General features: G+C 66.9%; 19 protein-coding genes. 13 read left to right on the top strand and 6 right to left on the bottom strand.

Translation table 11 applies throughout. The annotated features are described in order from the left end of the window. Positions 1 to 213 precede the first annotated feature (213 nt). The gene (locus V2S85_RS25335; protein ID WP_330705569.1) at positions 214 to 642 is read right to left on the bottom strand and encodes an OsmC family protein; all 429 of its coding nucleotides are present in this window, start codon (positions 640 to 642) and stop codon (positions 214 to 216) included. A gap of 378 nt (positions 643 to 1,020) precedes the next feature. Between V2S85_RS25335 and V2S85_RS25340 the strand changes: the two genes are divergently transcribed. Together V2S85_RS25340 and V2S85_RS25345 are read left to right on the top strand one after the other, a co-directional pair. Beyond that, positions 1,021 to 1,383: a hypothetical protein gene (locus tag V2S85_RS25340; RefSeq protein WP_330705570.1), complete on the top strand. Its 363-nt coding sequence runs from the start codon at positions 1,021 to 1,023 to the stop codon at positions 1,381 to 1,383. Positions 1,384 to 1,543: 160 nt separating this feature from the next. Then, the gene (locus V2S85_RS25345) at positions 1,544 to 3,295 is read left to right on the top strand and encodes a GGDEF domain-containing protein (RefSeq protein WP_330705571.1); all 1,752 of its coding nucleotides are present in this window, start codon (positions 1,544 to 1,546) and stop codon (positions 3,293 to 3,295) included. Between the two features lie 70 nt (positions 3,296 to 3,365). On the opposite strand, the gene V2S85_RS25350 is transcribed toward V2S85_RS25345, so the two are convergent. From V2S85_RS25350 to V2S85_RS25360, 3 genes are all read right to left on the bottom strand, one after another. Next, on the bottom strand, positions 3,366 to 4,517 hold the full coding sequence (locus V2S85_RS25350) for a glycosyltransferase family 1 protein (protein WP_330705572.1): 1,152 nt from the start codon (positions 4,515 to 4,517) through the stop codon (positions 3,366 to 3,368). Between the two features lie 139 nt (positions 4,518 to 4,656). Next, the gene (locus V2S85_RS25355; protein WP_330705573.1) at positions 4,657 to 5,130 is read right to left on the bottom strand and encodes a hypothetical protein; all 474 of its coding nucleotides are present in this window, start codon (positions 5,128 to 5,130) and stop codon (positions 4,657 to 4,659) included. Between the two features lie 232 nt (positions 5,131 to 5,362). After that, complete coding sequence (locus V2S85_RS25360; RefSeq protein WP_330705574.1) at positions 5,363 to 5,713, bottom strand: hypothetical protein; 351 nt, start codon at positions 5,711 to 5,713, stop codon at positions 5,363 to 5,365. A 253-nt stretch (positions 5,714 to 5,966) separates the two neighbouring features. Here V2S85_RS25360 and V2S85_RS25365 point away from each other — a divergent pair, with 253 nt between their 5' ends. The 6 genes from V2S85_RS25365 to V2S85_RS25390 all read left to right on the top strand — a co-directional run bounded on the left by V2S85_RS25365 (position 5,967) and on the right by V2S85_RS25390 (position 12,020). Continuing rightward, positions 5,967 to 6,224 carry a hypothetical protein gene (locus V2S85_RS25365; protein WP_330705575.1) on the top strand — a complete coding sequence of 86 codons (258 nt, stop codon included), beginning with the start codon at positions 5,967 to 5,969 and terminating at the stop codon, positions 6,222 to 6,224. Between the two features lie 165 nt (positions 6,225 to 6,389). Then, positions 6,390 to 7,118, top strand: a complete 729-nt coding sequence (locus tag V2S85_RS25370; RefSeq protein WP_330705576.1) for a response regulator transcription factor — start codon at positions 6,390 to 6,392, stop codon at positions 7,116 to 7,118. Beyond that, on the top strand, positions 7,118 to 8,443 hold the full coding sequence (locus V2S85_RS25375; protein ID WP_330705577.1) for an ATP-binding protein: 1,326 nt from the start codon (positions 7,118 to 7,120) through the stop codon (positions 8,441 to 8,443). The genes V2S85_RS25370 and V2S85_RS25375 overlap by 1 nt, the downstream gene beginning before the upstream one ends. 141 nt (positions 8,444 to 8,584) lie before the next feature. Beyond that, on the top strand, positions 8,585 to 9,274 hold the full coding sequence (locus tag V2S85_RS25380) for a carbonic anhydrase (protein ID WP_330705578.1): 690 nt from the start codon (positions 8,585 to 8,587) through the stop codon (positions 9,272 to 9,274). After that, positions 9,271 to 10,818: a SulP family inorganic anion transporter gene (locus V2S85_RS25385; protein WP_330705579.1), complete on the top strand. Its 1,548-nt coding sequence runs from the start codon at positions 9,271 to 9,273 to the stop codon at positions 10,816 to 10,818. Before V2S85_RS25380 ends, V2S85_RS25385 begins: the two co-directional genes overlap by 4 nt. A gap of 359 nt (positions 10,819 to 11,177) precedes the next feature. Beyond that, positions 11,178 to 12,020 carry a TorF family putative porin gene (locus tag V2S85_RS25390; RefSeq protein WP_330705580.1) on the top strand — a complete coding sequence of 281 codons (843 nt, stop codon included), beginning with the start codon at positions 11,178 to 11,180 and terminating at the stop codon, positions 12,018 to 12,020. A gap of 78 nt (positions 12,021 to 12,098) precedes the next feature. On the opposite strand, the gene V2S85_RS25395 is transcribed toward V2S85_RS25390, so the two are convergent. After that, positions 12,099 to 12,716 carry a YitT family protein gene (locus V2S85_RS25395; protein ID WP_330705581.1) on the bottom strand — a complete coding sequence of 206 codons (618 nt, stop codon included), beginning with the start codon at positions 12,714 to 12,716 and terminating at the stop codon, positions 12,099 to 12,101. Positions 12,717 to 12,940: 224 nt separating this feature from the next. Beyond that, positions 12,941 to 13,342 carry a VOC family protein gene (locus V2S85_RS25400; protein WP_330705587.1) on the bottom strand — a complete coding sequence of 134 codons (402 nt, stop codon included), beginning with the start codon at positions 13,340 to 13,342 and terminating at the stop codon, positions 12,941 to 12,943. A gap of 188 nt (positions 13,343 to 13,530) precedes the next feature. On the opposite strand from V2S85_RS25400, the gene V2S85_RS25405 reads away from it, so the two are divergent. The 5 genes from V2S85_RS25405 to V2S85_RS25425 all read left to right on the top strand — a co-directional run bounded on the left by V2S85_RS25405 (position 13,531) and on the right by V2S85_RS25425 (position 16,858). Further along, positions 13,531 to 14,202: a glutathione S-transferase family protein gene (locus V2S85_RS25405; RefSeq protein ID WP_330705582.1), complete on the top strand. Its 672-nt coding sequence runs from the start codon at positions 13,531 to 13,533 to the stop codon at positions 14,200 to 14,202. Between the two features lie 188 nt (positions 14,203 to 14,390). Continuing rightward, a complete protein-coding gene (locus tag V2S85_RS25410; RefSeq protein WP_330705583.1) occupies positions 14,391 to 15,440 on the top strand; it encodes a ribonucleotide-diphosphate reductase subunit beta in 1,050 nt (349 codons plus the stop codon). A 122-nt stretch (positions 15,441 to 15,562) separates the two neighbouring features. Then, the gene (locus tag V2S85_RS25415) at positions 15,563 to 16,096 is read left to right on the top strand and encodes a hypothetical protein (RefSeq protein ID WP_330705584.1); all 534 of its coding nucleotides are present in this window, start codon (positions 15,563 to 15,565) and stop codon (positions 16,094 to 16,096) included. A gap of 61 nt (positions 16,097 to 16,157) precedes the next feature. Beyond that, positions 16,158 to 16,583, top strand: coding sequence for an MAPEG family protein (locus V2S85_RS25420; protein WP_330705585.1), 426 nt, complete (start codon positions 16,158 to 16,160; stop codon positions 16,581 to 16,583). Next, a complete protein-coding gene (locus tag V2S85_RS25425) occupies positions 16,580 to 16,858 on the top strand; it encodes a DUF1294 domain-containing protein (protein ID WP_330705586.1) in 279 nt (92 codons plus the stop codon). The genes V2S85_RS25420 and V2S85_RS25425 overlap by 4 nt, the downstream gene beginning before the upstream one ends. The last annotated feature ends 122 nt before the right edge of the window (positions 16,859 to 16,980 follow it).

A 16,980-nucleotide genomic window follows, 5' to 3' on the forward strand; every position in this document is an offset into this window, starting at 1 on the left:
CAATGCCTCAAGGTGATCGCTCAAACTGAACAGGGACTTGGGATCCATAGCTGGCCTCCGTGATCGCGCGCCCTCAATGAATCATTATAGCCGTCCAAACGCTACCGGTTTTTGCGGGTCTCCAGCTATCGCGTTCGCTGAAGGCGGGTGGTCTCGAAATCACCGGAGCCTCCCCCAAAGGGGACTTCGGCTCCAGTATCCCGCATCGCGGCGTCAGTCGCCGAGCGACTTTTCGAGCGTGACTTCGCAGTTGAGCAGTTTTGAAATGGGGCAGCCTGCCTTGGCCTCATCGGCGATGCGGGCGAAGTCTTCCGGGGTGATGCCGGGGATCGAGGCGGTCAGTGTGAGGGCGGATCTGGTGACGGCAAAGCCATCGCCGTCCTTGTCCAGCGTCACCGTGCATCGGGTGTCGAGCGTGCCTTCGGCATGGCCGGCCTTGGCGAGGGCGAAGCTGGTCGCCATGGTGAAACAGGCGGCGTGGGCGGCGGCGATCAGTTCCTCGGGGTTGGTACCGGGCTTGCCTTCGAAGCGGGTGCCGAAGCCATAGGGCTGGTCGGCAAGCACTCCCGAACGCGTGCTGATCGCGCCCTTGCCATCCTTGCCAAGGCCGACGTAGCGCGCGGATGCGGTGTTCGTGGTCATGTCTTCAGTTCCCTTTTGCATGGCTCCCGGGTGGGCCTGTTCGCAACGCCTTCGCCGACGACGTGTTCCTTCGCGGTGTGGCCGATGGCGATTCGCGCTGTTCCGATACTCGCGGCGAGATGTGCGTCTGCAGCACGATCCTGCTCCGCACGGGACGTCGGGGCAAGCCCTTCCAGGCGTTTCCGCGGAAGCGCGAGGCTGCGTCCGCCGAGGGGGCATACCGCGTAGTACGACTATCGTTGCGCAGCGCAAAAAGCGCGGAAATCCTAAGCTTCTTGAGCATTGTCCGCTTTGTCCGGGCGGTTTGCCATGGTACGCATCGAGCCAAGAGATGACGGCTCCGCAATGATGGAGCCGCACCGGAAGAGGATGGTTGTCATGAAGCGATTCCTGGCAGCGTTGCAGGCGGGTATCATCCTGTTTGCAATGGCGACGACCGGCACGGGCCATGCCGCTGAAGGAACTCTGGCCCTTGGCGGTGCGACTGCCGATGAAGCGGCCGGGGAAATGACAGGCGCGTACTACATGCGTGCGACGTTGGTTCCCCGCGAGGACGATCTCGCCCTCATCCAGCGCAAGCCCGCGCTCTACCTTGCCAGTTTCAACGACGGCATGGCGACGGTGGCCTATTCGCTGGAAAACGGCAGGATCGTCTACCGCGTGGTGGACGGCGAGATCGGTGATGCCGCCAAGGGCGCGATCGATCGCGCCTTGGTGCGGCTGCAGTGCCGGATCACATGACGGAATAAAAAAGAAGAAACGCAGGGAGAATGCGCGCGAGGGTCGGCTGGCCCCTCGCGCAGGAGCCGAGGGAAGGGGAGAAGGTCAAGGCGCGGCGGGGACACCTACGCCGCGCCTTGGTTCTTTCCGTCGCATTAAGTAACCAACCATAAGGAAAACTATGCCATCCAGCGGATCGATGGGGATCGATTCGCAATACTGCCGTGCCGGCTGGGGGCTGGTGCTGGCGCTCATGGCAATGCTGGCGGCGCTCGGCTGGGCGGGCAGTGCGGCAGCCGCGACGCATGAGATAGGCGGGCGAGTGCCGTGCCACGCCGTCAGTTCCGAGGTCGCGCCGCTTGAACGGGTGCCCGCGCGCTACACCTGCGGCGGGGAGCCTGCCGGGTATCAACAGGGCAGCTTGTGGCTGCACGTCGATCTTCATGGCAACCCGCAGGCGCGTTCGGAACCGGCGGTGCTCGTCCATAATTCGCGGTTCGATCGCCTCGAGGTCTGCTTCGCCTTTGCCGACGGGGCCATCGTGCGCCAGCAGGTGCGCAGCGGAGACTTCGGTTCGCACTGGCGGGCGGGAGCGCAGATCGCGTTCTCGGCGCCCCGGCACGGCGCGCCGGTCACCGGGGTGACGCTGCGCTTCGATCGCCTGGCGAGTGCGAACATGCTGCGCATCCGCCTCGCCGGTCCCGATGCGGAGGAGGAACAGTCGACGGTGCTGGCGGCGGCGATCGGCTCGGCGCTGATGCTGCTGCTGGTGGGCGCGACGTTCAACGCCTCGCTGTCGATCGTGGCGCGGCGGCAGTTCTCCGCCTGGCAGGCGGGCTGGGCTGCGGTAATGCTGCTGTGGGGGGCGTGCTGGTCGCAACTGCTGCTGCTGGTCCTGCCCGCAATGGCGGGTGCGCCATCGGCTCAGGTCTGTACCGGCCTCGCCTGCCTCGCCACCATGCTGGCGACCATGAGCGCGGTGACGGCGTTGCAAAAGCACCATCTGAACCCGCTGCTGCGCAAGTCCACGCTCTATCTGGGCTGGACGGTGGGCGCGATGGGGGTGCCGCTGTCGGTAGTGCGCTCCGGCCCGATCGATCTCTTCGCCAACCTGCTGGGTTTCCTGACAAGCGCGTTGTTGCTGGCGGTTGCGGCCTGCCTGATCCAGGCGTGGCGACGCGGCAGCGGCGAGGCGCGCACTTTCGCGGCGGCGTGGGCCGTGCCGATGGCCGTGCTCGGCTTCTCGGGTTTCGTTGATACCGATCAATGGCTGTGGGGCGGCGGTTCCCAGCTGCTGGTGCTGTTCGCCGCTGCCTGGCAGACGCTCTGGCTGTCGATCTCGGCCTCGCGGTCCTATGCGCTGCTGCGCATGCAGCGCGACGTGGCGCGGCGGGCCGAGGCGCAGGCGCACGAACTGGCGCGGCGCGATCCGCTTACGGGGCTGCGCAACCGGCGCGGCTTCTTCGAGGTCGCTTCGGCCAGCCTGGAGCCCGGGACAGGAGTTCCCGTGGCCCTGCTGCTGATCGACGTGGATTTCTTCAAGGCGATCAACGACACGCACGGCCATGACGCGGGCGACGATGCGCTGGTGACGATCGCCCGGCGCCTTGCCCGCTGGGAAGGCGAGCGATGCGCCGCGGCCCGGATCGGCGGCGAGGAGTTCGCGATGATCCTGTCCGGCCTTCATGGCTTTGCCCTGGCGCGTTTTGCGGAGAGCGTGCGATCGGAAATCGCCGCCTGCGACCACGGCGAGGCGCTGGGCCGCGTGACGGTCAGCGTCGGCGTTGCCGAAGCGGGCGCCGGCGACGTCATGAGCGCCCTCTATCGCCGTGCGGATGCCGCGCTCTACGCGGCCAAGCGCCAGGGGCGTGACCGGGTCGTCATGGGTGACGCGGCGGACGCGTCTTCAGGGCGGCGCGTGTCGGGCGCCTGACACCGCTGAATGCCTCCTGTTCCGCGCATTGCCCGTTGGGTCAGATCTCTCCATCCGACCGGAAAATGCCTCAGGCGCGCGCCTTCTGCCGGATCAGCCGCAAGTAAGTGTCGGCGACTTCCTGGTTGATCCGGTCCCAGCTGAATTCGCCGGCCCGCGCGGCGCCTGCCTGGCCGTGGCTGCGGCGCAGCTCGGGCTGCTCCACGTAGCTCTTGAGCGCTTCGGCGAACTGGTGGATCGCGCCGGGCGGAATCAGCCGTCCCGAGACGCGGTCGTCGACGAGGCTCTGGCTGCCGGTGGCCGCAGCGGCGACGACGGGGAGCCCGCAGGCCATGGCCTCGAGCGTGACGTTGCCGAACGTTTCGGTGACGGAGGGGTTGAACAGCACGTCCATCGAGGCCACCGCACGGCCGAGGTCGGCGCCGCCCTGGAAACCGACGAAGGCGGCGCCGGGGATGCGCTCCTCGAACCACTCGCGGGCAGGGCCCTGGCCGATCACCAGCACCTTATGCGCGACGCCGCGCCGGCGCAGTTCGTCGACGGTGTCTGAGAACACGTCGAGGCCCTTTTCCATCACCAGCCTGCCCAGGAAGCCGATGGTGACGTCATGATCGGCGATGCCGTGGCTGCGCCGCCATTCCAGGTCGCGCCGACCGGGGTTGAAGACCTCGTGATCGACCCCGCGCGACCAGATCGACACATCGTAGTTCATCCGCTGCTGGCGCAGCAGTTGCGCCATGCTCTCCGACGGCGCGACGAGGGCGTCGCAGCGTCGGTAGAAGCGGCGCAGGATCGCCTCGACCACCGGTTCTCCCCAGGCCATGTTGTAATAGCGCAGGTAAGTCTCGAACCGGGTGTGGACGGAAGCGAGCACCGGCAGGCGCCGGTCGCGCGCCCAGGTCACCGCCTGGTGGCCGACCGGGTCCGGCGAGGAAACGTGGATCACATTGGGCGCGAAAGCGGCAAGATCGCGCCGCGCCTTGCCCGAGATCGAGAATGGAAAGCGGTATTCGGGGCGCCCGGGAATGGCGAAGGCGCGTACGCCGACGAGGTCTCCGGTAGGCTCGAAGGCCGGTTCGGACACTACCGGCGCATAGACGCGCACTTGCGCGCCCTGCCGCAGCAGGTAGCCGACGAGGCGATTGAGCGCCTGATTGGCACCGTCCCGGACGTAGTTGTAGTTGCCCGAGAAGAGGGCGATGCGCAGGTCTGCGATATGCATGATGGAGCGCCCATAGCCGCCCCTGTCGCAATTGGCGAGGGCGCTTCATCGCAAGGCGTTCGCAATCGTTCCCGTCAGACCGCAAGACTGCGGGGCGGTGGTTATGGCCACCGCCCCGCAGGTGTTTCGGCGTCAGGACTTAGCGGCGATAGCGATCCCTGTCCCCGCCGCGCCAGTAATGGTCGCGGCGGTCACGGCGGTAGTCGTCGCGCCGGTAATCGCGGCCGCGATCCCAGTTCCGTCCGCGATCCCAGCGATTAGGCCCGCCCCACCGCGAACGGTCGCGGGACCAGCGGGAATAGTCGCGGTCGTAATAGCGATCGCGGTAGTAGCGGTTGGGGTAACCATCATAGTAGTAGTAATAGCCCGGACGGTCCCGCACCGTGACGTAGCGGCGCGAGCCCCAGTAGCCACGATCGTTGTAGTACCGGTCGTCCCGGTCCGCGAGCGCGGCACCCAGGGCGAGGCCGATCACGCCCGCGCCGATGGCGACGGCGGCGGTGTTGTCACGGCGGTCGTAATAACGGTCGCGAGCCTCGGCGGGCGAGATTGCGGCCAGCATCGATGCCGATAGCGCGGCACCGAGGGCAAGCTTCTTCAACAAGGTCTTCATCAGTTGCGTCTCCCTTTCCGGGCCAACCGGGTAACGGCGGTTGCGGTGGGCACGTTGCGAAGGAATGTGGGGCCGGAGGACTGAACCGCGAGTGAATTTGTCGCGACCTGTATCAGGTTTGCGATGAACTGCAGGGCGCACGAGCCCGGATACGAAGACGCCCGGCCCAGGAGGAGGGGCCGGGCGTCCGATGGGCCGGGGAGGGGGTTACCCGGCCATGCCGGTTGGATGCTCAGTAACCACGGCGCCATTCGTCGCGGTGGTCGCGATCGTGGCGGGCATACTCGTCGCGCGAATGGCGGCCACCGTCGCGGTCCCAGTAATAGCCGTCGCGGTACGACCAGTCCGAGGCGTAGTAGCGGCCGTCGTAGCGATCGTCGTAGCGGGCGTCATAGCGGTCGTTGTCACGGCTCGACGAGGCGGCGATGGCTCCCACCGCGAGGCCCAGGATACCGGCACCGATGGCGATCGCTGCGGTGTTGTCGTTGCCGCGATGCCAGTCGCGCGCCATCGCCGGGGTGGTGGTCGCGAGCGCGGTGGCGGCAAGGCCGGCGGCGAGCATGGTCTTCTTGAAAATGGTCATGGCTTGAACTCCTTGCTCGGGGTGGCGGATCAAGGAAGCCGTTGTCCCCGTGTGAAAATTGGTATAGCCACGAAGTCCTGAACCGGATCGGAGCGGATCTGGCAGATTCCATTCACGATTGTACTTGATTGTATGAACGCCTGTCCCGCAGCGGGACGCGCGTTGCAGCAATGTTTCGTAATGCCCCGGCCCGAGGCGCGACATGTGCGCCCCCCAATCTGGCTTCATTGCATTGCCAGATTGGAGAATACCGATGATTTCCGCCGCCCTTCTTGCCCTCGTCTCGCTTTCCGCTCCGGCTTCGGCCACCGTTTCCTATGCGGGGGACAGCGTGACCGCGTCGAAGGGCCACCCCACCCTTGCTGCCCGCGGCGCCGCCAAGTCCTCCGCCCCGGCCGTCTGCCACCCCGAGCCCTCCAAGGGCCGCGCCTGCCGTCACGTCGTCGCCCAGGCCGAACAGGCGCAGCGTCCGGTGCTCGCGGTAGCCGACCGCGCCGTCGCCAACGACTGATCGCGCCTCGCAGCCCTTGCTGTTCCGCGGTTTTCCGCAGGGCAATGAGGGCGGCGGGACATTTTCGACCGGCGCGGTTTGCCTGACCGCGCCGGTCCCCTATATGCAGCAGAGACAACCAGCACGATGACGGTCGCCCCCCGCTACAGACTACCGCAAGAAACGATGACCACGCCCCCCACCATTCTGCTCGTCGAGGACGACGGTGCCCTGCGCACCCTGACCGCGCGAGCCTTGCGCCAGAGCGGGTTCAACGTGCTCACCGCCGCCACCGGCGCGGAAATGTGGGTGACCCTGCGCGAGGCAACGGTGAACCTGGTCGTGCTGGACATCATGCTGCCGGGCACCAGCGGCTTCGACCTGTTCCGCCGCCTGCGCCGCGAAAGCGACGTGCCGATTATCTTCGTCAGCGCGCGCGGAAGCGAGGAGGACCGCGTGCTCGGCCTCGAACTGGGTGCCGACGACTACCTCGCCAAGCCGTTCAGCACGCGCGAACTGGCCGCCCGCGTCAGCGCCGTGCTGCGCCGGGGCGGCGGCCTCGATTCGTCGAGCGAGCCGGTGCCTGAGATGCGCGCGGCCGATTCCATCCGTTTCGACGGCTGGGAAGTCTCGATGGCGCGGCGCGAACTGCGCTCTCCCAGCGGCGCCATCGTCGATCTGACCGGCGCCGAGTTCGACCTGCTGTCCACTTTCCTCGGCTATCCGCAGCGGGTGCTCGGGCGTGAGCGGCTGATGGAACTTTCGCGCTCGCGCATCGGCGACAGTTCGGACCGTTCGATCGACGTGCTGGTCAGCCGCCTGCGCCGCAAGCTGCAGGCCGAGGGGTCCGAGCCGCCGATCGTCACCGTGCGCGGCGTAGGCTACATGTTCAAGGCGGAAGTGATCCGGAACTGATGACCGGCAGGCTCGTCGCCCTGTTCAGGCGGATGGGCCTGCCCGAGCGGCTGCTCGCGGTGCTGCTTCTTGTCGTCCTTATCGAATTCGCCGCCAACTCCTTCGTCTTCGAACGCGTCGATTCGTTCATGCTGCGCCGGGACGACGCCGAGCGCATTGCCGAGAACCTGGTGCTGGCGCGCCGCACCCTTGAGCATGCCGATCTGGACGAGCGCACCGATGTCGCCCGCGTGCTCAGCACCGAGCGCTTCCAGTTGCAGTGGTCGGCGCCGGAAGGCCGCCGCCGCTCGGCGCTGGGCTTGTCCAACTTGCGCGCGCAAGTCATCGAGACCGGGCCCGAACTGGCCATGGCCGATCTCGAGATCCACCTCGAGGAATTGCCCGGCAAAGGCAACATCGGCGGTTCGTTCCGCCTGTCCGACAACAGCCTGGTGCGGTTCCACACCCATGCCAATGCGGCGTGGAAGCTGACCGTGGGGCGCATCGTCAGCCTCGTGCTGCCGATGCTGCTGCTGTTCGCGCTCGCCTGGGTGCTGGTGCGCCAGACGCTCAAGCCGCTGCGCAACCTGATCGGCGCCACTCGCCACCTCGGTTCCGGCCCTCCGCGGCCGGTGCCCGAGCGCGGGCCGGACGAACTGCGTGAACTGATCCGCGCGCTTAACGAGATGCAGGAACGCATCCACCAGTCGCTGGTCGATCGCACCCAGACGATGCTGGCGATCGGCCACGATCTCAAGACGCCGCTCGCACGCATGCGCCTGCGCCTCGACGACGAGAGCGTCGATCCCGAAGTGCGCGAGGGCCTGTCGCACGATATCGAGGAGATGCGCATGCTGCTCGATTCGATCCAGGCGTATGTGGACAGCGATGGCCGCTCGATCCCGCCCGAGCGCATCGATATCGCGGTGATGGCCGAGACGCTGGTGGATACCGCCGCCGACCATGGCGCCGACGCGACCTATTCGGGCATTTCCAACCTCGAGGTGAAGGTGCGCCCGGTGCCGATCCGCCGCGCACTGTCGAACCTGATCGAGAACGCGCTCCACTACGGCGGCAATGCCCGCGTCAGCGTCCGGCGCGACGGCGGCGCTGTGGAGATCGTGGTCGATGACGATGGCCCGGGCATTCCCGACGATCGCATCACCGACGCGCTCCAGCCCTTCGTGCGTCTCGACACCGCAAGGGCGCGCGACACCGCCGGGATGGGGCTGGGCCTGCCGATCGTGCGCAAGGCGGTGCGCACGGAAAACGGCACGCTCGACTTGCGCAACCGTCCCGAAGGCGGATTGCGCGCGACGATCCGGTTGCCGCTGGAACCGGCCTGACCGATCCTCTCACGAGCCGCGCTGCATCGCAGCAAGCTTTCGTAACGTTCGGGCACGATGGCTGAAAATCACGACACCTAACTTCCCAAAGTAAGCCGCAGTGCGTGCGCTGACGGCAGTGGATAACAGAAAGGTGTTCCAGTGAACGAGCTCATCGGTCGCGTCTTCAACTTCGAGAAGACCCTTTTCCCCGCCAGCAGCGAGCTGTTCGGCAAGCTGACGACGCATGGCCAGTCGCCCAAGGCGCTGATGATCTCGTGCGCCGATTCGCGCATCGTGCCCGAGCAGATCATGCAGGCCGAGCCGGGCGACCTGTTCGTCTGCCGCAACGCCGGCAACATCGTGCCGCCTTACGCGACGCTCAACGGCGGCGTCACCTCGACCGTGGAATATGCGGTCATGGCACTGGGCGTGCGCGACATCATCGTCTGCGGCCACTCGGACTGCGGCGCGATGAAGGCGCTTTCCGACCCCACCGGTCTCGAAGCGATGCCCAACGTTGCCGCCTGGCTCAAGCATGGCGCCGCGGCCGAACACATCGTCAGCGCCTGCCATTCCGACCTCGAGGGCAAGGACCGCGTCCGCGCGATCACGCTCGAGAACATCATCGCCCAGATCAGCCACTTGCGCACGCACCCGGCGGTCGCCACCGGCATCGCGCGCGGCGAAATCACGCTGCACGGCTGGATGGTCGACATCCACGCCGGCCAGGTGCTCGGCCTCAATGGCGACACCGGCGAGTTCGTGCCGCTGCGCGAAGACCGTGACCTGCCCGTCGCGCTGGCTGCCCGCAGCCGCTTCGCCACCGAATACGCAGAAGCCGCGGAATGACCGCCGCCCCCTCCAGCACGGGAGACGGCCGCTCCGGCCTCTTCTCCCATTTCGGGCGGGACTTCACGGCGTCGATCGTCGTGTTCCTGGTTGCCATGCCGCTGTGCATGGGCATCGCCATCGCCTCGGGCGTGCCGCCTGAGAAGGGCCTCGTCACCGGGATCATCGGCGGTCTCGTCGTCGGTCTCATGGCCGGCTCGCCGCTGCAGGTCAGCGGCCCCGCCGCTGGTCTCGCGGTCATCGTCTTCGAGTTCGTCCGCGAGAACGGGCTCGAGGCGCTCGGCCCGGTCCTGCTGCTGGCGGGCGTGCTCCAGCTGATCGCCGGCGCCCTGAAGCTCGGCGGCCTGTTCCGCGCCATCAGCCCGGCCGTCGTTCACGGCATGCTGGCGGGCATCGGCGCGCTGATCGTCATCGGCCAGTTCCACATCCTGTTCGACGCCAAGCCGCTGTCGAGCGGGCTGCAGAACCTTGCGGCGATGCCCGCGCGGGTCTTCGGCCTCGACTTCTCGAACGCCGCCGCGACCGAGATGGCTCTGCTGATCGGCGTGCTGACGATCACCGTCATGCTCGCCTGGGAAAAGCTGCGTCCCAAGTCGATGGGCCTGGTTCCCGGCGCGCTGCTCGGCGTGGTTTCCGCCACCGCAGTCGCCTGGGGCATGGGTCTCGACGTCGCCCGCATCGAGGTTCCGGCCTCGATCGCCGCTGCCTTCAGCCTGCCGACCAGCGCCGCGTGGTTCGCCCCGCTCGGCAATCCCGCGCTCATCGTTGCGGCCGTGGCCATCGCCTTCATCGCCAGCGCCGAGACGCTGCTTTCGGCCGCCGCGGTCGATCGCATGCACGACGGCGTGCGCACCCACTACGACAAGGAACTGCGCGCGCAGGGCATCGGCAACTTCCTGTGCGGCGTGTTCGGCGCGCTGCCGATGACCGGCGTGATCGTGCGCTCCTCGGCCAACGTGCAGGCCGGCGCCAGGACGCGTCTTTCCACCATCCTGCACGGCGTGTGGATCCTCGCCTTCGTCGCGCTGCTGCCCTGGCTGCTGCGCGAGGTGCCGATGGCGGCGCTCGGCGGCGTGCTGGTCGTCACCGGCTGGAAGCTCGTCAGCCTCAAGCATGTCACCCACTTGTTCAAGGCGCACGGGCCGCTGCCCGCCGCGATTTGGGCGGCGACGTTCGTGCTGGTGGTGACCACCGACCTCTTGACCGGCGTGCTCGTCGGCCTGGCGCTCTCGGTCGTCGAACTGCTGCCGCACTACCGGCACTTGCGCCTCAAGGTGCATGAGCACGACGAGGGCGAGGCCACGCGGGTCGAACTGAATGGCGCGGCCACGTTCGTCGGCCTGACCCGCCTCAACGCGGTGCTGGAGAAGCAGCCGGCCAACCGTCCGGTCCATCTCGACCTCGGCCGTGTCAAGGCGATGGACCACACCACGGCCGAGACGCTGTCCGAATGGATCAGCCGCCGCCGGCAGAGTGGCCAGCGCGATCGCGTGACCGGACCCGATTCGATCCTGCGGCCGCTACCGCTACCGTTGGCCAGCTGACGATCTGACCGAACACCTGGCGGGCCGGGAACCCTCACACCCGGCCCTCTAACCTACCGGGCGGAGCGCAGTGCGCTGCCGCCCGGCTTTCTATTGTAACGGGCAGCGATCTGATCGCAGAGCGGATCAAGCTGGCCATGCTCTGGCAATATCGTGTCGATATGCTGTGTTGCCGTACGACCACACTTGTTGCACTGCAAAATATAGCAACAGTTCGTTACGATAACGCAAGAATGAAGACAGGTCGGAACCATATCCATGAACCTGCCGGCATGAAACGGGCTCGCCACGCAGCGGAGCCCGGCTTGCAGGCCGCAGGACGGAACATGCTACAACAGTAACATGAGGGTGTTCCGACTATGAAGTTTCGTCTCTTTGCCGGCGTCGCCGGCCTCGCGGCCGCGTTTCTCGGCGCCGCGACTCCCGCGATGGCGCAGGAGGAAGCGCCCAGCGAATTCACCGCCACCGGCAGCGTCGGCATCGTCACCGACTATCGCTTTCGCGGCGTCTCGCAGAGCGACAAGAACATCGCCGTTCAGGGCGGTGTATCGGTCGCTCACGCCAGTGGCCTCTATGTCGGCACCTGGGGTTCGAACCTCGCCGGATGGGGCACTTTCGGCGGCTCGAACACCGAACTCGACATCTACGGCGGCTTCGCGACGGAAGTTTCGAGCGGCGTCACGCTCGATGTCGGCCTGACCTGGTACATGTATCCGGGCGGTTCGGACATCACCGACTTCGCGGAGCCTTACGTGAAGCTTTCGGGCGAAGTCGGCCCGGGCAAGGTTCTCGTCGGCGTCGCCTATGCCCCCAAGCAGGAAGCCCTGGGCCGCTGGACGCTCAACGCCGACGGTGATGGCTACAACCCGGGTGCCAAGAGCGACAACCTCTATATCTGGGGCGACGTGAGCAGCGCGCTGCCGAACACGCCGGTCACGCTGAAGGCGCACCTGGGCTACTCGGACGGCAACTCCGGCCTCGGCCCGAACGGCACCAGCGTGGCGCCGACCGGCTCATACATGGACTGGATGCTGGGTGCGGACGTGGCCGTCGGTCCGGTGACACTGGGCGTCGCCTATATCGATACCGACATTTCCAAGTCGGAATCGGTCTACCTCGGCCCCAACTTCACCGATCCGGCTCGCGGCAACCGCACCATCGCCGGCTCGACCGTGGTGTTCTCGCTTTCCGCAGCGTTCTGATCGCCTGACCTTTTACGGGTGACACCTTAGAGGTGACAGGGGGGAGGGCCGGCCGGGCAGGGCTGGCCCTTTTTCCGTTCAATACCCCGTATAGCGCCCCGGACGGTGCCAGGCCCACAGGATGCCCGCTGTCGCCGCCACGCCCAGCAGCGACCAGCCCATCCGCGCCGCGTCCAGGCGCGAGGCCGCGAACAGCAGCACCGATCCGTCGATGACAAGCTGCGTACGGCCCGCGTTCCATCCCCGCGTGCGATAGAGCCACAGGACTACCGCCCCCGAACCGCCCGTCGCGGCGCCGTGGCGGGCGAGGGCGAGCGCGCCCATGCCGATGACGCTGCCGCCGACGAGCGCCGCCACCGGATCGCTCACCCAGGCGATGGCGATGCCCATCGGGGCCAGCGCCGTCATCGCGAACAGGCCCAGCGTCACCACCGCCGTCTTGATGATGAAGCGCCAGCTCATGGAGCGCAGGGTGAGCGCCATCAGCGGGGCCGAGATCAGCGCATAGAGCAGGCCGACCGGCCAGCCCGTCGCGTAGCTGAGCACCAGCGCGATGCCCGCCACGCCGCCCGTCGCGAGCCCTGCCGCGCGCAGCAGCACCAGCCCGACCGCCAGGTGGATCGTACCCACGAACAGGGCGTAGATGTCCTCGCCATGGCCGTGCGGGGTGGGGGAAGTTGCGTTGGAAGTGGTCATTGCACCGTGCCCCCTGCGGCAAAACGGCGCATCGGCCAAGTCGTCAGTTCGGAATTCCCGATTCCGGCGCCGGGCCATTGGCGCAACCGCCTGGTGGGATCACCACGCTGCAGGGGTTGGCGCGCAGCCGCCGACGGCGATCTGGCTGCGGACTTCGGGCCGGAACGGCGGATGGAGGCATCCGCCGTCTTCCGCGCGGGCGGTTTCCGGCGCCGCCACGCCGATCATGAGCGTGCGGCCGCGCCCATCGACAGTCCGGCGTAGACCCCCAGCTTGTTGCCGTCGGGGTCGCGCAGATAGGCGCCGAAGGCGCCGCGCGCCTGCGGCTTGGGCTCGGGCGCGCCTTCGCTGGTGCCGCCGTTGGCCAGGCCGGCCGCGTGCCATGCCTGCACCGCTTCGGCATCGGCCGCCTCGAAGATGATCGTGCCGCCATTGGCATGGGTGCAGGGCGCGCCGTCGCGGGCGGGGCCGAGCAGGAAGCGCACGCCGTCCACATCCCACATCGCGATAGGGTGCTGTCCCGGCGGCGCGCTGGGGGCCAGGCCCAGCGCCGCGAAGGTGGCGTCGTAGAACGCACGGCTTTTATCCAGGTCGTTCGATCCCAGGCGGACGGACTTGAGCGGCACGATTTTCTCTCCCTCTGGCACTTTGCCCGGCAGACTGTCGGGCAGGGCGGGCAGGGTCAATCGAGGGCGGCGCGTCGGTGCGATATCTGCGCCGCGATACGCGTGTCGGATCGGGCGCGGACTTATCCACCTGAATCCCGTGCCGGTGAAATGGACGTTCCGGTCCCCTTTCGGCATTCCGAATCGCCATGTGGCATATCTATCAGTTCCCGCTCTGCCCGTTCAGTCGCAAGGTCCGGCTGCTCATGGCCGAGAAGGGCATCGCGTACGAACTCCAGACCGCGCGTCCGTGGGAAGGCGAGGATCGCCTCTTCGCGATGAACCCGGCCGGGCGCACCCCGGTGATCCGCGAGACCGACAAGGGCCTCGTGCTGTCGGACAGCCGCGCGATCTGCGAGTATTTCGAGGAAACGGTCGATCGCAACCCGCTGATCTCCGGCACCGCCCAGCAGCGCGCCGAGATCCGCCGCCTGATCGCGATGTTCGACGAGAACTTCTACAACGACGTCTCCGGGCCGCTGCTGCTCGAACGCATGAAGAAGCGCCTCGTGCTGCGCCAGTCGCCCGATGCCAAGGCGCTACGCGAATCGATGAAGCTGGCGCACGACTACCTCGACTACATCGACTACCTCATCGACAACCGCCCGTGGCTGTCGGGCGCGACGATGACGCTGGCGGACCTCGCGGCGGCGGCGCAGCTTTCGGTGGCGGACTATCTCGGCGGACTCGACTGGTCGAGCCATGAGCAGGCGCGCGGCTGGTACCTGGTGATGAAGTCGCGTCCCTCGTTCCGCCCGCTTCTGTCGGAGCGCATGGAAGTGATCCAGCCGCCCAGCCACTACGCCGAGGTAGACTCCTGATCCTTGGGGTCCGCATTGTGCGGACCCACAACCCCTTGGGGGTGCACTTTTTCCTTGCCCCCACATATTCCTGTGGGAAGATGATTCACAGGGTCGCTTTGAGCGTGATCTTCACTATCTCTGGAATCTCCGCCCCAGCGTGAGAACGCGGTGGGCGCCCCCAATCTGCTGATCCACCGGAGCCGCCCATGTCCCTTCTCGAAGCCCGCAAGACCTACAAGCCCTTCGAATATCCCTGGGCTTACGACTACTGGAAGATCCAGCAGCAGGTCCACTGGCTGCCCGAGGAAGTGCCGCTGGGCGAGGACTGCCGCGACTGGGTGCAGAACATCTCGGAGCACGAGCGCAACCTGCTCACCCAGATCTTCCGCTTCTTCACCCAGGCCGACGTCGAGGTGCAGGACTGCTACCACGAGAAGTACGCGCGGGTCTTCAAGCCGACCGAGATCAAGATGATGCTCACCGCCTTCTCCAACATGGAGACGGTGCACATCGCGGCCTACTCGCACCTGCTCGACACCATCGGCATGCCCGAGAGCGAGTACGGCGCGTTCCTTGAGTACTCGGAACTCAAGGACAAGCACGACTACCTGCAGAAGTTCGGCGTCGACAACGACGAGGACATCGCCCGCACCCTGGCGATGTTCGGCGGCTTCACCGAGGGCGTGCAGCTGTTCGCCAGCTTCGCGATGCTGATGAACTTCCCGCGCTTCAACAAGATGAAGGGCATGGGCCAGATCGTCTCGTGGTCGGTGCGCGACGAATCGCTGCACTGCGAAGGCATCATCAAGCTGTTCCATGCCTTCTGCGAGGAGCGCGGCTGCCTGACCAAGGCGGTGAAGGACGACATCGCCGACCAGTGCCAGACGACGATCCGCCTGGAGGACAACTTCATCGACCTGGCGTTCGAGCTGGGGCCGGTGCCGGGCATGACGCCCAAGGACATCAAGAAGTACATTCGCTACATCGCCGACTGGCGCCTCGGACAGCTTGGCCTCAAGCCGATCTACCTGATCGAGGACCACCCGCTGCCCTGGCTGCAGCCGCTGCTCAACGGCGTCGAGCACGCCAACTTCTTCGAGACCCGCGCGACGGAATACTCGAAGGGCGCGACGCGCGGTGACTGGAACACCGTGTGGTCGAACTTCGATTCGCGCCGCAAGGCGAAGAGCAACGACGACAGCCTGGTGGACGATGGTTCCGAGCCAGGTCTGTTCGGCGAAGTCGCGGCAGAATAAGGCAAATCCTTCAGGAAGGGGGGATCGCTCTCTCCCCTTCCGGTGCCTGCTGCTCACAGGCCCTTGGCAACCGGGGCGGTTCATGCGCATTTCCCCTGCGTATCTTGCCCGGAGAACAGGCCTTGCCCCGTACCATGCTGCTGCTGACCGCTTCTGCGTTCTGCGCTCTCTCGTTCATCGCCGCGCCCGCGATCGCGGGGGCCCCGGCTCCCGTCGATGCCGAAAGCAAGGCGGGCAAGCGGGCTCTGCTCGACGAAAAGGTCGTCACCGTGCGCAACGTCAGCCGCGCCGAGCTGGTCAACGGGCTCCCGCTCGTCGATGACGACGGTGTCGCGATCGGCACCGTCCAGCGCCTTGCCGGCAACGAGGTGATCGTTTCCGACGGGACGGCCGAGTACCGGGTGCCGTTTACCCAGGTCTACGCCTTCAGCAAGGACGGCGCCGACCACTACGCCAGCCGCACGCCGAAGAAGCGCCTGACGCCCGAGCCGATCGCTGCGCCCGCTCCGGCGCCGCAGCCCCAAGCCGACGACGACTGGGAGGCGCTGGGCCCCGAAGGCGGACCGCTGCCCGACGACGAGGAGGCCGAGCCGGCAGTCCCCGATACCGCGCCCGCCGAGGCACCTGCCGATACCGCAGCCGCACCCGGCACCTGATCCAGCGGGGCACCGGCGCACCGCGGAACGCCGAAGCCGAAAGACACGAGGGAGCCCGTCGATGTCCCACAATCCCACCCTGATCTTCCTGCCGATGCTTGCGGTGGTCGCGCTGACGTTCGTGGCCTTCGTGCGCATGGCGGCGGCGCGCGCCGCGATCTTCGATTCGATGGAACCGGACTATTACCGCGCGCACCTCGGCAAGCCCGAGCCCGAGAGCGCCCGTGTGGCAGAGCGCCACTACGGCAACCTGTTCGAACTGCCGACGCTGTTCTACGCCGCCTGCCTCACCGGCTACGTGATGGCGGTGGTGGGGCGCTGGACCCTGGTGTTCGCCTGGGGTTACGTTGCCGCACGAATCCTGCAGAGCCTTATCCACACGACCTACAACAAGCCCTCGCACCGGGCCGGAGCCTTCGTGCTGGGCATAGTGTTCGCGCTGGCCCTGTGGATCAATCTCGCGGTCTCGATTTTCGCCCGCGTATGAATCCGGCGGAGGCGGGCCTCGTCGCGCTGGCCGTCCTGAACGTCATCGCCTTCGCCGCCTTCGGCTTCGACAAGTCGCGTGCGCGCAGGGGCGGCGGCCGCGTTTCGGAGCGCACGCTGCTGCTGCTCGCGGCGGCGGGCGGCACCCCGGGGGCCTACGCGGGGCGCAGCGCCTTCGCGCACAAGACGCGCAAGGCGTCGTTCTTCCTGCGCCTCCATGCCGTGGCGGCGGCGCAGGTCATGGCCCTGGCGCTGCTGGTGTACTGGCTCGGCTAGCACTACTTTGGCAGAATTGTGATTTTCGGGATTCCCTGCAGGGGAAATGCGTGATTCATAGGGAGCCAGCTTTGATGGAGGCTGGCGATGGAAGAGGATTGGCAGCGGGATCTCGAGCATTG

The organism is Novosphingobium resinovorum, from assembly GCF_036352595.1.
GTDB classification, from domain to species: domain Bacteria; phylum Pseudomonadota; class Alphaproteobacteria; order Sphingomonadales; family Sphingomonadaceae; genus Novosphingobium; species Novosphingobium resinovorum_B.

Coding starts and splice junctions, on each gene's coding strand:
- V2S85_RS25370 (WP_330705576.1), top strand. CDS start 6,390: ATGACCACGCCCCCCACCATTCTGCTCGTCGAGGACGACGGTGCCCTG.
- V2S85_RS25350 (WP_330705572.1), bottom strand. CDS start 4,517: ATGCATATCGCAGACCTGCGCATCGCCCTCTTCTCGGGCAACTACAAC.
- V2S85_RS25375 (WP_330705577.1), top strand. CDS start 7,118: ATGACCGGCAGGCTCGTCGCCCTGTTCAGGCGGATGGGCCTGCCCGAG.
- V2S85_RS25425 (WP_330705586.1), top strand. CDS start 16,580: ATGAATCCGGCGGAGGCGGGCCTCGTCGCGCTGGCCGTCCTGAACGTC.
- V2S85_RS25420 (WP_330705585.1), top strand. CDS start 16,158: ATGTCCCACAATCCCACCCTGATCTTCCTGCCGATGCTTGCGGTGGTC.
- V2S85_RS25395 (WP_330705581.1), bottom strand. CDS start 12,716: ATGACCACTTCCAACGCAACTTCCCCCACCCCGCACGGCCATGGCGAG.
- V2S85_RS25360 (WP_330705574.1), bottom strand. CDS start 5,713: ATGACCATTTTCAAGAAGACCATGCTCGCCGCCGGCCTTGCCGCCACC.
- V2S85_RS25390 (WP_330705580.1), top strand. CDS start 11,178: ATGAAGTTTCGTCTCTTTGCCGGCGTCGCCGGCCTCGCGGCCGCGTTT.
- V2S85_RS25365 (WP_330705575.1), top strand. CDS start 5,967: ATGATTTCCGCCGCCCTTCTTGCCCTCGTCTCGCTTTCCGCTCCGGCT.
- V2S85_RS25340 (WP_330705570.1), top strand. CDS start 1,021: ATGAAGCGATTCCTGGCAGCGTTGCAGGCGGGTATCATCCTGTTTGCA.
- V2S85_RS25410 (WP_330705583.1), top strand. CDS start 14,391: ATGTCCCTTCTCGAAGCCCGCAAGACCTACAAGCCCTTCGAATATCCC.
- V2S85_RS25405 (WP_330705582.1), top strand. CDS start 13,531: ATGTGGCATATCTATCAGTTCCCGCTCTGCCCGTTCAGTCGCAAGGTC.
- V2S85_RS25345 (WP_330705571.1), top strand. CDS start 1,544: ATGCCATCCAGCGGATCGATGGGGATCGATTCGCAATACTGCCGTGCC.
- V2S85_RS25385 (WP_330705579.1), top strand. CDS start 9,271: ATGACCGCCGCCCCCTCCAGCACGGGAGACGGCCGCTCCGGCCTCTTC.
- V2S85_RS25335 (WP_330705569.1), bottom strand. CDS start 642: ATGACCACGAACACCGCATCCGCGCGCTACGTCGGCCTTGGCAAGGAT.
- V2S85_RS25355 (WP_330705573.1), bottom strand. CDS start 5,130: ATGAAGACCTTGTTGAAGAAGCTTGCCCTCGGTGCCGCGCTATCGGCA.